At 38.2% G+C, this 14,734-nt stretch carries 11 protein-coding genes and 1 tRNA gene; 8 read left to right on the top strand and 4 right to left on the bottom strand.

The annotated features are described in order from the left end of the window. Positions 1-30 precede the first annotated feature (30 nt). The 4 genes from RBH95_RS07245 (at position 31) to RBH95_RS07230 (ending at position 4,017) form a co-directional block, all read left to right on the top strand. Positions 31-816, top strand: coding sequence for a DUF3108 domain-containing protein (locus RBH95_RS07245; RefSeq protein WP_307902014.1), 786 nt, complete (start codon positions 31-33; stop codon positions 814-816). A 4-nt stretch (positions 817-820) separates the two neighbouring features. Further along, positions 821-1,228: an FUSC family protein gene (locus RBH95_RS07240; protein ID WP_307902013.1), complete on the top strand. Its 408-nt coding sequence runs from the start codon at positions 821-823 to the stop codon at positions 1,226-1,228. Between the two features lie 80 nt (positions 1,229-1,308). Further along, positions 1,309-2,343, top strand: a complete 1,035-nt coding sequence (locus RBH95_RS07235) for a M28 family metallopeptidase (protein WP_307902012.1) — start codon at positions 1,309-1,311, stop codon at positions 2,341-2,343. 108 nt (positions 2,344-2,451) lie between these two features. Beyond that, the gene (locus RBH95_RS07230) at positions 2,452-4,017 is read left to right on the top strand and encodes a M28 family peptidase (protein WP_307902011.1); all 1,566 of its coding nucleotides are present in this window, start codon (positions 2,452-2,454) and stop codon (positions 4,015-4,017) included. Positions 4,018-4,086: 69 nt separating this feature from the next. Here the strand turns inward: RBH95_RS07230 and RBH95_RS07225 are convergent, their stop codons facing one another. After that, a complete protein-coding gene (locus RBH95_RS07225; protein WP_307902010.1) occupies positions 4,087-5,448 on the bottom strand; it encodes a hypothetical protein in 1,362 nt (453 codons plus the stop codon). A 247-nt stretch (positions 5,449-5,695) separates the two neighbouring features. Here RBH95_RS07225 and RBH95_RS07220 point away from each other — a divergent pair, with 247 nt between their 5' ends. The 4 genes from RBH95_RS07220 to RBH95_RS07205 all read left to right on the top strand — a co-directional run bounded on the left by RBH95_RS07220 (position 5,696) and on the right by RBH95_RS07205 (position 12,461). Continuing rightward, on the top strand, positions 5,696-6,679 hold the full coding sequence (locus RBH95_RS07220) for an aldo/keto reductase (RefSeq protein WP_307902009.1): 984 nt from the start codon (positions 5,696-5,698) through the stop codon (positions 6,677-6,679). Between the two features lie 431 nt (positions 6,680-7,110). Beyond that, complete coding sequence (locus RBH95_RS07215; protein ID WP_307902008.1) at positions 7,111-7,482, top strand: response regulator; 372 nt, start codon at positions 7,111-7,113, stop codon at positions 7,480-7,482. 25 nt (positions 7,483-7,507) lie between these two features. Continuing rightward, positions 7,508-11,299 (top strand): ATP-binding protein, encoded by a 3,792-nt coding sequence (locus RBH95_RS07210; protein ID WP_307902007.1) that lies wholly within the window; start codon positions 7,508-7,510, stop codon positions 11,297-11,299. Between the two features lie 121 nt (positions 11,300-11,420). After that, on the top strand, positions 11,421-12,461 hold the full coding sequence (locus RBH95_RS07205) for a response regulator (protein ID WP_307902006.1): 1,041 nt from the start codon (positions 11,421-11,423) through the stop codon (positions 12,459-12,461). Between the two features lie 95 nt (positions 12,462-12,556). Here the strand turns inward: RBH95_RS07205 and RBH95_RS07200 are convergent. From RBH95_RS07200 to RBH95_RS07190, 3 genes are all read right to left on the bottom strand, one after another. Continuing rightward, positions 12,557-12,632 (bottom strand) — tRNA-His (locus tag RBH95_RS07200). A 59-nt stretch (positions 12,633-12,691) separates the two neighbouring features. Continuing rightward, entirely contained in the window at positions 12,692-13,408 is a 717-nt protein-coding gene (bshB1, locus tag RBH95_RS07195) for a bacillithiol biosynthesis deacetylase BshB1 (protein ID WP_307902005.1), read from the bottom strand. Between the two features lie 92 nt (positions 13,409-13,500). Beyond that, positions 13,501-14,670 carry a PLP-dependent aspartate aminotransferase family protein gene (locus RBH95_RS07190; RefSeq protein WP_307902004.1) on the bottom strand — a complete coding sequence of 390 codons (1,170 nt, stop codon included), beginning with the start codon at positions 14,668-14,670 and terminating at the stop codon, positions 13,501-13,503. Between the last annotated feature and the right edge of the window lie 64 nt (positions 14,671-14,734).

The raw sequence follows: 14,734 nt of genomic DNA, 5'->3' as shown, positions 1-14,734 counted from the left end.
TAAAACCATTTATAGCTTAAACAAAGCCCTATGAACAAAATTTGCTTAACACTAGCCTTTTCACTTTTGGCTTCCCTATTTTCTCTTGCGCAAAACAATGCTGTAGGCGCCGGTGAGACACTTATTTTTTCAGCCTCTTATAACATGTCAGGAATCCTAACAGAACTGGCTCAAGTAAAGATGGAAACGAGTGCTGTAAACACATCCAAAGCAACCTTGCTACGACTTAAATGTACAGCTGCCACCTATAGCAAATGGGACAATTTCTTTAAGATTAGAGATCTTTACGAAAGCTACGTAAGCCCAAAAACCTTAACGCCATATCTATACAAAAGAGAAATAGATGAAGGTGGCTATTACAAGTTTATGCAGTACAAATACAGCCATAAAAGCCATACCGTAAAAAGTCTTAAAAAGAAGAAAAAGAAAGGCGGAGGTTTTAATGAAGAAAACACCTCCGTGTCCATAAGCAACACTACAAGGGATTTGGTAAGTACACTTTACAAATTGCGCACCTTGGATCTTGCCGGCCTTACCAGCGGTGCAACAAAATCGTTCAAGGTACTTTTTGACAACAAAGAAAACATTGTTAATTTCAAATATTTAGGGACCGAAACAATAGCCACCAATATCGGGCAAAAAAGCTGCTATAAACTGGCCATTTCAATTAATAACAGTGATGTCCTCAAAGGCACCAACGACAACTTACTATGGTTAACCGCCGATGCCAATAAAATTCCGGTATATGCTAAATTTAAGATTGCGGTTGGTAATGGTGAATTAAAAATTAAATCGGCCACAGGCCTTAAAAACTAGGAGCATGAGAAAACTATTAATTATTTTAGGGTTCACCACCAGTCTTTTGGCCGTCATTTTAGCCTTGACGCCTCTATCAAACCTTGCATTCATACCTGCCGTATTAGCCTTTTTATTAGGGCTTTCCATCTTTTTTGTTTCCAAAAAACAAAACAAATCCAAAAAAGTGGTGCAGTATATTTTTCTGCTAACAATTATCACTTTGGGTATTTCCACCTACAAATCCGTATTCAATGCCGTAGAGCTGGGCAATACCGAAGAATTGCAGGAACGCGCCAAAGAATCGGAAGAAAATTCTAAGGAAATTTTGGAAGAACTGGATATTGATGCGGAAGATTTAGAAATAGAAGATATCGAGCTGGATACTGAAGAAATTGACATTGAAGAGGTTGAAGATCTCGAATTTGAATAATTCACTTCCCACAAACTTTAAGGAATGCTTCGGTATTCCTTTTTTTTTCGCTTTATTTGACTGACAATTAACACAGTACAATGAAGCTTTTCATTTTCACTTCTGTTCTTTCCATTGTTGGGTCTTGCGCCACAAAAAAGTATAGTGAGCGCATTCAGGATCTTAAAGACAGTATTGTTTTTGAAGACCGCCAGACCATAGAACAATATGCCAGTACCATTACTTCCCAAGAGTTAATGGACTATGTTTACGAACTGTCCTCAGACCAATACCAAGGAAGAAAAACGGGAGAACCCGGGTTAAAAGAGGCGGCCAACTACCTAAAAAATTATTATCAGGCCCAGGGCATTCCGTCTCCCTTAGGCGACCAAAACTATTTTCAATCGGTACCTAAATCATTTTTCGTGGATAGTTTGAACAATTCTCAAAATGTTTTGGCCTTTATTAAAGGTAGCAGGCACCCCAAGGAAACCATTATCATTACCGCCCACCTGGATCATGAAGGCATGGAAAATGGACAAATCTACAATGGTGCCGACGACAATGCTTCTGGAACTGCTGCACTTATGGAAATGGCCCAAGCTTTTAATGAAGCAAAAAAAAATGGTAATGGCCCTAAACGGAGTATTCTGTTTCTTCATCTTACTGGAGAAGAAGAGGGTCTTGTAGGGTCTAAATTCTATGTAGAACACCCCATCCTTCCCCTAAAAAAAACCATTGCCAACCTTAATATTGATATGATAGGTAGGGTTGATGATATCCATCTACATACCCCCAATTATGTGTATGTCATTGGAGCAGATAGATTGAGTACTGAGTTATACTATATTTCGGAAGCTGCCAATACTACTTTTACACAATTGGAATTGGATTATCGATTGAATCACAAAAACGACACCAATCAATACTTTTCCAGATCCGATCAATATAACTTTGCCTTAGCCGGTATTCCTGTCATTTTTTATTTTAACGGCGAACACGAAGACTACCATAAACCCACGGATACCGCTGAAAAACTCAACTACCCGCTATTGGCCAAGCGCACCCAATTAATCTTTACCACAGCGTGGTATTTGGCCAACTCCAAGCATAAACTTTCCCGTGACGACAAATAAAACTTTGTTAAAGCCATTTATTTAAAACCACTCTGATTAACAGAATTATTACATTCGCAGGATAATTTTTCTAATTTTAATTCAGTATAGCTTTAAATTTTGTGCTTAATGAAAAACCTTATCGCCCTTTGCTGCCTTGTTTTGGTAGTTGCTAGCTGTAGCAGTTCCAAAAAAAACGAACACTTTAACCTTACCCCTACCACCACCGACCCTACGGTTTATGCCAATACAATAACCTCGGAAGAACTTAAGGAATTACTATATACCTATGCTTCCGACGAATTTCAGGGAAGGGAAACCGGAACCGAAGGACAGAAAAAAGCTGTTGCATTTTTGGCTGATCAATATCGAAACATGGAAGTGCCTTCTCCTTTGGGGGACACCTACTTTCAAAATGTTCCTTTAGAGTTAAAAGGAATACCTCAAACCAGTCTGGCCATAAGCAACAAAACCTTGACCCCATATGTGGATTATACCTCCTTAGGCGCCCCTTCAACGCAACAAATAGACGTGCAATCTATCGTTTATGTGGCTTACGGTATTGAAACAGAAAAGTACTCCAGCTATACCAACATTGATGTTAAGGATAAGGTTGTACTAATAAAAGCTGGCGAACCTCAAAATGATGACGGTACTTTTATAACTACAGGAACAGACAAAGCCACCATATGGTCTTCTGGTAGAGGGGCTAGAAATTTAAAAAGAGACGTAGCCATTGCCAAAGGAGCCAAAGCAGTACTCTTTATGGATGACACATCCTATGATCGCGTTTCCTCCTACTACCAAAAGAAAACAGAGAAAAGTAGTCATGGAGCCATGGCCGTTCAAGGAGATGGTAGTGACATCCCTCACTTTATTATCAACACGGTAACAGCTCAAAATTTGTACCCAAATATTCTTACCCATAACGCATCCAAGACCATTGAAATTCCTTTAAAAATAGGTATTACTACAAACTCAAACAGTATCAATTCCGAGAATGTACTAGCCTTTATTAAAGGATCTGAAAAACCCGAAGAAATCTTGGTAATCTCCTCTCACTTAGACCATGAAGGCATTAAGGAAGGACAAATTTACAACGGTGCCGATGATGACGGTTCAGGAACGGTAGCACTTTTGGAAATTGCCGAAGCCTTTAAAACGGCCTTGAAAGAAGGAAAAGGACCAAAACGCTCCATTTTGTTTTTACATGTTACTGGTGAAGAAAAAGGCCTATTGGGCTCCAAATATTATACCGATTTCAATCCTGTATTCCCTTTGGAAAACACCATTGCCGATCTTAATATTGACATGATTGGCCGTGTAGATGATAAGCATACAGATAGCCCAAATTATGTGTACTTGATTGGGTCTGATCGTTTAAGTACGGAATTGCACCAAATCTCAGAAGCTACCAATGAAAAATACACCAAAATTGAAATTGATTACACCTATAACGCAGAAAACGACCCTAACCGTTTCTACTACAGATCAGATCATTACAACTTCGCCAAACATAACGTTCCGGCTATTTTTTATTTCAACGGTTCTCATGCCGATTATCATAAACCAACAGATACGCCAGACAAAATAGCCTACGATTTATTGGAGACAAGAACACGTTTGGTTTTCTACACCGCATGGCAATTGGTCAACCAAGAGCAACGTATTGTAGCTGATAAGGCTGTCCAATAAAAGAGAAGACACGAATAAAAAAAGCCTCCCAATATGGGAGGCTTTTTTATAACATCAAATCTTATAAATTTAGTTCACGCTAAATCTGTTTTTAAAATCTGAAAGTTCAATTGTATAACTATCCAAAGCATGGAATTCACTATCACTTACTTCTGGATTTTCACTAGCTTTATACCATTCAGAATAAGTTGCCACATCATCTGAAAACTTTTGATAATGGCTAGAATACGTTTTCACTTCAATGAAAGGCGTTTCGTCCTCAAAGTTAAAATTCATTAAACGCAACCATCCGTCACCAATTCCATAAGGTGTCCCATGTGAAGTCAAGAACGTAGGGTCAGCATCCAAAACAGATTGCCCTCTATCCTGATAATCGGCCAACACCTGAATCACGGCATGTCCACTATTGTTTTGGTCTACGCGCATGGCTTTTCCATGGTGATGTCCAGACAGAATTAAAAATATTTGATCGTTTGGCATTACCAAGGTTTGGAATACATCTTCTGCCGAATTGTGATACTCTGGATCAATTCTAGGCAAATCCACAATTGGGTTAGGCAAACGCTCTCCATTGGCATCCAAGAAATCATGGGTGGTAATAATCGTTGGAAGTCCTGGGTGTGTATCAATAACAGATTGTGCCCAAGCAAGCACGTCATCACTAGGCTGCATTTCAAGACTAATATTCAAAAACGTATACCCTGCCCCTTCGAAAGTTTGAGCAGAATTGGCCCCTCCATTAAAACTAGACACATACCATGGTTTATTCTTAAAAAAATCAGAGTTTTCTCCAAATACAGCATTGAAATTATCCCATCCTCCAATGTGCAACATTCCCAAGATTTCTGGAATCACTCCTAAAGTTCCTATCTGGTCTACTAAACTTGGATCCGATTCAAAAGACGCTTCAGACCACATGGCATCCGAATCATGGTTTCCTGGAGCAACTCCAAAAGGAATCCCTGTTTGAGCCACCATTTCATATCCTTCTCTTGCCAAAGGCATTTCAAAATTCAGGGTTTCCTCTGTTGGGAACACCTCTCCCGAATAGGAAATCAAGGAATAAGGATCGTGCGAAAAGCCTCTTGCTTCGTGCTCAGCATCTACAATTTCTGTTTGGTGTTGCCAAATATCCCCAACCGAAGTCAAAAAGGCAATCTCTCCTCCTTGGGTCACCGCATTATTGCTTACATATTGCATCATATCATAAAACTGAGTATAGGCATCAATAGGGAAATTCACCCCTTCATTGTTTTGGTAACTCGTTTGGTGCGTGAAATCGGTCATGTTTTGTGTATCCGGAATCACGGCAATTGTAAATGTTTTGTCTACTTGGGACGGTGTTCCGTTAGACGCATCATCATCACTACATGAAGTAAATACATTGGAGATGGCCAAAACCCCTAATACAAGGCCCGTTGATTTTTTCATACTAATTTTTGTTATTTTGTTTTGCCGCAAAAATAGATTGCTCTTTTAAGGGTCTTATTAAGGAAAGATTACCATAAGATTACTTTTGAAACTGTTTTATGACAAAAAACTCACAGCAATGTTAAAAATATATTATGGAGATATTTACACTATCAAATGAATCTTTTCCAAAGTCAAGATACCATACCCTTTGGCCGTCCAAAAAAAGCACGTAATTTTGAAGCATTACAGCCTTAAAACAATTACAATGAAAACAAGACACTTAGGAAAAAACGGATTTGAAATCAGCGAAATAGGCTTGGGAACTTGGCAAATTGGTGCCGATTGGGGAAAGCAATTTTCTACAGATAAGGCATTGGATATTTTAAACACTGCTGTACAAAATGGCATTACTTTTTTTGATACTGCCGATGTCTACGGCAATGGCCAAAGTGAAAGCTTTATTGGGGAATTTTTAAAACAAACGGATAAAGACATTAAAGTGGCTACTAAATTTGGCCGTGGTGGTGATATCTATCCTTCTTCCTACACCAAAGATGCCATGCGAAAGGCCATCGAGAATTCCTTACAACGTTTAGGCGTAGATGCTTTGGATTTGCTACAACTGCACTGCATCCCAACTGCCGAAATGCAAAAGGGAGATGTATTTGATTGGTTACGTGATTTTAAAAACGAAGGACTCATCAAAACCTTTGGAGCCAGTGTTGAGTCGGTTGAAGAAGGACTGTTGTGTCTAGAGCAAGAGGGCCTGCAATCCTTGCAGGTTATTTTTAATATTTTCAGACAAAAATTGGTGAATGAATTATTGCCCCAAGCCGAAGCCAAAGAGGTGGGCATTATTGTCCGTTTACCTTTAGCAAGTGGTTTGCTGGCTGGTAAATTCACTAAAACCACCACTTTTGAAAAAGAAGACCATAGAAACTACAATAAGGATGGTAATGCCTTTAATGTAGGTGAAACCTTTGCCGGATTACCGTTTGAAAAAGGTGTGGAATTGGCTGATGCCCTAAAGCCTTTAGCACCAGAAGGCATGACCATGGCACAGTTAGCTTTGAGATGGATTTTAGATCATAAAGCCGTATCTACAATCATTCCAGGAGCCAGTTCTCCAAATCAGGCACAAGCCAATGCCTTGGTATCTGAACTACCTCCGTTATCAAAAGAACTACACACAACCCTTGCTGAATTTTACAAAGCAAACGTACATGAGTTTATCCGTGGAGTTTATTAAAAACTTTACTTGTCTATATATCCTATTATCAAGGGAACCAAGAATAATTGAACACAATTAAAATTTGGTTCCCTTCCTTTTGAGAAGCGTATTCTCCCTTCCTTTTACTCACAAAGAAGCATCACAACTCCAACTTATTTCACTTAGCCTCACTTCATTATCATTTTTATTGTATATTAGATATGAAGTCTTTACATCGTATTTAGTAAGACTTACTGAAGAAATTTCGTTTTTTACGAAATAAGCATTTCATCATAATCCCCAATTCCTCCCAAAATAAAACCGACTGTTCCCTAAGAACAAAAGCTATTCAAGCTTAAGCCCCAAACATCACAACCATAAAAAACATTTCTATTCACTGCCTAAAAAGTAGGGAAAAGCAGATGCCACTTATCCTGTATATGAATATGTAGCCAACAAATAACAGCCTTATGGAAGTATTGATTGTAGATGACGAAAGAGATATTGAAACCTTGTTTCGTCAAAAATTCAGAAAAGAAGTAAGAAACCAAAATCTAGAATTGTTATTCGCCTTTTCTGGTTCTGAAGCCTTGGAGATATTGGAAAGAGAAAACCCTCCCAAAGTGGTTTATGTGTTTTCCGATATCAACATGCCGGGAATGACTGGCTTGGAATTATTGGACAAAATTAAATCACAATTCCCAAACATCACCGTAAGCATGATTTCAGCCTACGGCGACAGTGACAATTTCAATAGAGCCATACAATCGGGTGCCAAGGAATTCTTTACAAAACCAATCGACTTTGAATCCCTAAGAAAAGAAATCCATCAAATGTTATAACATTCAATATCTAGAACAGCTGACCATGTATAAGCAAAAACCAACATTCCTAATCGGATTCTATTGCGTGACCATAAGCTTGATGCTCTTTTCATGCCAACAAAAGGTTCCTGCCCCTCCATTACCAAAATGGGACATGGAATACCTTCCCCCGATAGAGAAAAAAATAACCTTTCCCAAAAAGGACACCATCAATTGGGATTCCATCCCCACCATTAAACTGGCCCCTTTACCTACAAAACAATTAAACCTAGAGAGCATCCCTTCCAAACCCTTTGTTATAGATGACATTACCAATATTGAGGGGCAAATAGAGTCTGAACACTTAGATTTAAATGAACTCCCCTCTACCTTTTTCAATTTGGATTCCCTCCCCACATTCACCTTTGAATTAGAAACCATAACATTAGGGGAGCCTGATATCATCGAGGCAGGACCTTTAGCAAATATAAGCGGCACCTCTAGAGGGATTCAAACGGGAGGTCAAGCATTTGGATTAAATGGCTCCCCAAACAATATCATAAAAGACAACAATGGTTTTTTGTGGATTGGAACCCAAATTGGGATAGCTCGATATGATTCCCATAAATTTGAGATTTATGGAACTGACCAAGGTCTGGATTTATCTCAATCGTTTTGCCAATTTATAGATTCAAAAGAGCGCATTTGGATTCAATATCAAAATGGTTTGTGGGTTATAGACCCCTCCCAGAAATTGGCCTCTAAAATCATTAGTGATCTCCCTTTAAATGCTGGATATAGTTTTGATGAAGATAAACAAGGTAACATTTGGTATCCAGATATTGAAAAAGGCTATCATATAATAAATCTAGAAAGGAAAACAATCAAAAACATTACTCCAAAAGAAGGACTACTCAAATCCACCCCTCCAATTTACATCTCTCCTTTAATAGACAATGAAGGCTACATATGGCTATCTTCTTTTAATGGTGTAAACATTCTTGATTTAAAAAATGGTAAAAATAAATCCTTAGTTTTTGAAAAAGAAAAAGATAGCTCCAGAAATCAAATCGTATCAATCGAAGAAGACTCCAAGGGTAATATATGGTTAGGAGGACTTGATGGTGCTGCCTTTATAGACAAGAAAAATGCTACCTACAATAGACTACCTCTCGGAAAATTTATAACAAACTATGCAGGTACCACTTCTATATATGAAGATAAACATAAAAATATTTGGTTAGGAACTGATCTGGGAAGCATTTTAAAATATAATCCTTCCAAGCAAACTATTGAAAAATTTAATTTGAATAATTCTAGAAAAAACAAATTTATCAGTCCTCTAAAGGAGGATTACCAAGGTAATATTTGGACCACGACAAAATTTCAAGACGAAACTTTATACAAAATAAACATAAATGAAGGAAGAGCTGGCAATTTTACTTCCGAGGATGGTTTGTCAAATGATAGCATCTGGAGCAACATCATGCTCAATGACAAAAGCATTTGGATAGGCTCTACAGATGGAATAGATATTTACAATCCAAATACAAAGTCAATAAAACAATTAGGAGTCAAAAACAATTTATTACAAAAGAGGAATCCCTATATGTATAAAGATTCCCAAAATCGAATTTGGTCTACAGCCGTCAACCCTACAGGCGTTACTATCATAGACCCTCAAAAACAATCCATTCAATATTTAACTAAAGATCAAGGATTAGAAGGTGCATACAGATCTAAAATTGAAGACAAAAATGGTAATTACTGGTTAGGAAGTAATGATGGATATATAACCATTTTAAATAACAAACTAAATGAAGCTAAAAAAATTCAATTAGATACGGTTGGAAGCGGAACCATTATTTATTCTTTAAGTAAAGATGCAAATAACAACATTTGGGCCTCCACATCTGAAAATGGCATTTACCGCATTGCCCCTCAAAACCATACAATTGAACACTTCACCACTGAAAACGGATTTTTAACAGATAACCTTAATTATCTTCATTTAACAGAGAAAAATGAACTTTGGATTTCCTCTGACCGAGGTGTTTATCTCTTTAATCCTAGCAACGGCTCAGTTAAAATATTCCAAAAAGAACAAGGATTGGTATCCAATGATGTTTATGACATTAATAGTCAAAACAACAAAGTCTATATTGGAACTTTAAGAGGAATCAACATTTTAGAAAAAATAGAAAGGGACGACTCTTTAAATGAACAATGGCAGGTCACCACTATAGCAGAGGAACAAGGTTTACAATTTTTGGATGTGGCTTTGGGAAGTTCCATGATTGATGATAAGGGAAGGTTATGGATAGGCATTGAAAATGAAATCCTATCCATCATCGATGACATAAAGTCGGATACCACTGCTTTAAAAGCTTATATCTCTGGAATCAATCTTTATGACACCCCCATTAACTTTAAAACCGCCCTTCCCAGTATTGACAGTGAGAAACAAGGTTTACCGACACCCTTGGACCACAGTAGTTCCTTAAATAGCAATAGCTCCTCCAGCACTTTAGATCCCAATATTGAATACAACGATATTGAAGGGCCTTATAATTTACCTTCAGAATTACAACTGCCCCATAATCAAAATTACATCAGTTTTAATTTTAATGCATTGGCCTATTCCAATCCAAACTCAGTGGTCTATCGCTATTTTTTAGAGGGCATTGACAAAAACTGGAGCAATATCATCACCGAAGCAAAAAGTGAAAATTACAGAGATCTCCCCCCTGGGGATTACACTTTTAAAGTCATTGCGAAGGGCTATAACAATGTATGGAGTAAGCCAGTAGAATTAAGTTTCAGCATTATTCCTCCATGGTGGAAAACCTGGTGGGCCTATTTGGCTTATGTAACCCTGTTTGCTTTGATCCTCTACAGCATTAGTAACTACCGTTCTCAATGGTTAAAAAAAGAAAACCGTATCCTAGAAGAGCGCGTAAAACACCGCACTTCCCAATTGGAGAAAAGCCTTCACGACCTTGAAGCCACCCAAACCCAACTTATCCAATCCGAAAAAATGGCAAGCCTAGGAGAGTTAACCGCGGGTATTGCCCACGAGATACAAAACCCTCTCAATTTTGTCAATAATTTTTCAGAAATCAACACCGAACTTATAGAAGAACTTCAAGCCGAGAGACAAAAACCGGAAAGCGAAAGAGACCTTGAACTAGAAGAAGAACTCATGAGAGACATCGCTGCCAATGAAGAAAAAATTAGGCACCATGGCACAAGGGCTGATGCCATTGTAAAAGGCATGCTACAGCATAGTCGTAATAGTAGTTCGGACAAAGAATTGACAGACATTAACAAATTGGCAGATGAATACATGCGTCTTTCATATCATGGCCTTAGGGCTCGCGACAAGTCCTTTGTGGCTGGCATGCATATGGATTTGGATGACTCAATCCCAAAAATCATGGTCGCTCCCCAAGATATTGGTCGGGTATTATTAAACCTTATCAACAATGCATTCTATGCCGTCAATGAAAAGAAAAAAACAGCCCCACCCGACTACAAACCAATGGTTACTATGTCTACAAAACAAGTGGGCGACCAAATTGAAATCAATATCATCGATAATGGCCATGGCATCCCATCAGAGGTGGTGGACAAAATTTTCCAGCCCTTTTTCACCACAAAACCCAGTGGTCAAGGAACTGGATTGGGATTATCATTATCATATGATATCATTAAAACCCATGGTGGCACCTTAACTGTTAAAACCAGTGACGGTAAACCGATAAACATTAACAATGTATCAGAAAAGGATCTAGACAAGGGAACAATGTTCACCATTTTATTACCTATCAATAATGAAGATACAAACCAAAAGTAAGAGGTATAACAACCAAAAAAGGGAAGATCTTCATTAAGTAGAAGGAACATTATGAAAATAATATCATGATATCGACTGTGGAACAACCAATTAAAAGTTATGGATTTAAACCTAATTAGTTATGTCAAAAATATTGGTAGTAGATGACGAACCGGATTTAGAGGTTCTGATAAAGCAAAAATTCAGAAAGCAAATTAGGCAAAAGGAATATGAATTTTACTTTGCCCAAAACGGCAACGATGCCCTTGAAAAAATTGGCAATTTACCTGATTTGGACATTGTGCTCAGCGACATCAACATGCCTGAAATGGATGGCCTTACCCTACTTTCAAAATTAAGCGAACAAAAACCTCTTCTTAAAGCTGTAATCGTTTCAGCTTATGGAGATATGGAAAACATACGTACCGCCATGAATCGCGGTGCATTTGACTTTGTCACCAAGCCTATCAACTTCGAAGATCTCACACTAACCATGGAGAAAACCCTTGACCATGCCCGCTACATTAAACAAACCATACAAGCAGTCAAAGAAAACAACATCTTGAAAATGTACGTAGATGAAAGTGTCCTCAACTTTATGAACAGCCGTGAATTTGAAGTCACCATAATGGATAACGAAACCATTGAAGCCACTACCATTTTTATTGATATCTGTGGCTTTACAGCCATCAGTGAAAATGCAAAAGCCAACACGGTAGTGTCACTAATAAACGCCTATTTTGATGAGATGGTAAAAGAAATTATGGCACAAAATGGCTATATCGATAAATTCATTGGGGATGCTATAATGGCTGTTTTTAGAGGAGAATATCATTTAGACCGCGCTATAGATGCTGCTTTGGCGGTAAGAAATAAAATCAACAGTCTACCACAGATGAGCAACGATCTGACCTTTACACCCAAAGTATCCATAGGAATTAAAAGTGGCGAAGTGATTTCAGGGAATATTGGATCGGCCAGTTTAAAACGTCTGGACTATACCGTTATTGGAGATGCTGTAAACACTGCAGCCAGATTACAGGATATTGCCAAAGAAAACCAAATCATCATCAGCGAAGATTGCTACGAAAAAGTAAAAGAGTCTTTTATCTGTGAAAAAATAGGAAGCATTTCCCTAAAAAATAAAAGCGAACCCGTAACCATCTACCAAGTGATTGAATGAGTTTGGATAGTCCTCTAACATTTCTAATCTAAAGGTAGTTATAAACTTCAAACCACAAAAAAAGCCCTTCTTAATAAGAAAGGCTTGGTAATTTTGGGTGGAAGATCGGTCTCGAACCGACGACCTCCTGAACCACAATCAGGCGCTCTAACCAACTGAGCTACAACCACCGTTTTAATTGGTTTGCAAATGTAAATGATTTCATCATTACTGCAAAACTTTTTTTCAATTTATTTTACATCAAAAATGCTATCTACTGCTATACAACGCTCTACGGTAAAACCTTCTCCATGTTCAGTACCTATCAAGCGTCCAAGGTCTCTAGCGCGATATTCAATGCTATCCGTAAAGTTCTTACTGGAAATAGGCGTTTGAGGTCCCTTAGCCTTAGGATCATAAAACTGTGTTTTATAAGCCATTACGGCATCTATTTTCACATCAATATAGCCAGTAACATCCACAATTAAATCCGGTTCAATGTTTTTCCACTGAATGTAATGGTAGACAAACTTAGGACGCCATGGAGTTTGTTTTTCACCAAAAGCTTCAGTTTCAATTTTCATCAAGCCACTTAAAAAACAGGCATCGCTTACCAGTTTACTCCCCTTTCCATGGTCTATATGCCGATCATCAATAGCATTGCACAACACTACTTCTGGCTGATATTTCCTAATAGCTTCAATAAGCTTTAGCTGATGCTCCTTATCGTTAACGAAAAATCCATCTGCAAAACCAAGGTTTTCACGAAGGGAAACTCTTAAAATTTCAGCAGAAACACGGGCCTCCTCCTTTCTGGTTTCGGCGGTTCCACGCGTGCCCAATTCTCCTCGGGTTAAATCTATAATCCCCACCAATTTTCCATTGGCTATTTCTTTGGCTATAGTGGCCCCACACCCCAATTCAACATCATCCGGATGTGCCCCTATAGCAAGTATATCTAGTTTCATGAAGCTTTGTTTTTAAGAGGACAAATTACGAATTGTTTCTGTTTTACAAAACCTAATCCCCTCCTCTTTTATTGCCAAAACCAGCAAACGCATCAAGCCGTTACCTCGGTTGCCTTTACTTTGATAAAAGCTTGTTCAAGATCTTTTATCAAATCATCTTTTGACTCTATCCCCACAGAAAAGCGAATGAGATTATCACTAATTCCTAAAGCTTCCCGCTCATCTGAACTCATTAAAGAATGTGACGTAATATGCGGTGACACTGTTGTAGACTCCACTCCTGCCAAGCTTAAAGATGGTTTGATGAGCTGGAAAGCCTTTTGAAATTTAAAAGCGTCCAAACCATCTGCCAATTCAAAAGAAAGCATACCTCCATACCCTTTCATTTGTGATTTTGCCAAAGCGTGTTGCGGATGGCTTTTTAAACCGGGATAATTTACTTTTTTAACGTCCTCATGCCCCTCCAAAAACTTGGCAATCTTTTTGGCATTCCTACTTTGCGCCTTCACGCGCAAGCCCAAGGTCTTGATACTTCGTTCCAACATCCAAACGGTAAAATCGCTTAGGTTCCCTCCATAATTTCTACCAACTTTCCAAACTTTATCCATTAATTCCTTTGGGCCTGCCACCACTCCGGCCAAGATATCACTATGCCCTCCCAAGTATTTGGTAGCTGAATGCATAACCAAATCAATACCAAAATCTATAGGATTTTGATTTACTGGACTGGCAAACGTATTGTCTATTACCGAAATAACACCTTTGGATTTAGCTAGTTTAGCAACACCTTCCAAATCTGTAATGGTCAACAAAGGGTTGGAAGGGCTTTCTATAAAAATAACCTTTGTATTAACTTGGAGAGCTTGTTCAAAATCGTCGACTTCATAGCCTTCTGTAAATGTAAATTCGATACCCAGTTTAGGAAATTCTTCTCTTATAAAATTACTGGTGCCCCCGTAAATGCTATTTTGAACCACCAAATGATCCCCTGTCTTGAGAAATGCCAATAGTAAGGTACTTATGGCCGCCATGCCGGAGCCAAAAATAAGAGCTTTTTCGGTATGCTCTAGAGCCGCCAACTTTTTAGCCAAAGCTTCCTGATTAGGTGTATTAAAATTACGAGGATACCGCTTTTGATCTACATCCTGAAAAGCATATGAGGTTGACAGGTAAATAGGTGAAATGGCACTTTTAAACTGCTCATCTTTCACTTCCCCCACATGGACGCATGTTGTATTTAATCCTAATTTATCTTGTGACATAAGTTTCGAAATTTTAGAATCTAAAATTACAAAACAAAACACACACATAGCGTTTTACACACCT

Source organism: Mangrovimonas sp. YM274, from assembly GCF_030908385.1.
Lineage (GTDB): Bacteria > Bacteroidota > Bacteroidia > Flavobacteriales > Flavobacteriaceae > Mangrovimonas_A.
The sequence above is the reverse complement of the archived record's forward strand: the minus strand, read 5'-3'. Positions and strand labels throughout refer to the sequence as shown.

Bases quoted from the DNA above. Each gene is read 5' to 3' on its own strand.
- RBH95_RS07225 (WP_307902010.1), bottom strand. From the start codon at position 5,448: ATGAAAAAATCAACGGGCCTTGTATTAGGGGTTTTGGCCATCTCCAAT.
- RBH95_RS07240 (WP_307902013.1), top strand. From the start codon at position 821: ATGAGAAAACTATTAATTATTTTAGGGTTCACCACCAGTCTTTTGGCC.
- RBH95_RS07230 (WP_307902011.1), top strand. From the start codon at position 2,452: ATGAAAAACCTTATCGCCCTTTGCTGCCTTGTTTTGGTAGTTGCTAGC.
- RBH95_RS07245 (WP_307902014.1), top strand. From the start codon at position 31: ATGAACAAAATTTGCTTAACACTAGCCTTTTCACTTTTGGCTTCCCTA.
- RBH95_RS07210 (WP_307902007.1), top strand. From the start codon at position 7,508: ATGTATAAGCAAAAACCAACATTCCTAATCGGATTCTATTGCGTGACC.
- RBH95_RS07235 (WP_307902012.1), top strand. From the start codon at position 1,309: ATGAAGCTTTTCATTTTCACTTCTGTTCTTTCCATTGTTGGGTCTTGC.
- RBH95_RS07190 (WP_307902004.1), bottom strand. From the start codon at position 14,670: ATGTCACAAGATAAATTAGGATTAAATACAACATGCGTCCATGTGGGG.
- bshB1 (WP_307902005.1), bottom strand. From the start codon at position 13,408: ATGAAACTAGATATACTTGCTATAGGGGCACATCCGGATGATGTTGAA.
- RBH95_RS07220 (WP_307902009.1), top strand. From the start codon at position 5,696: ATGAAAACAAGACACTTAGGAAAAAACGGATTTGAAATCAGCGAAATA.
- RBH95_RS07205 (WP_307902006.1), top strand. From the start codon at position 11,421: ATGTCAAAAATATTGGTAGTAGATGACGAACCGGATTTAGAGGTTCTG.
- RBH95_RS07215 (WP_307902008.1), top strand. From the start codon at position 7,111: ATGGAAGTATTGATTGTAGATGACGAAAGAGATATTGAAACCTTGTTT.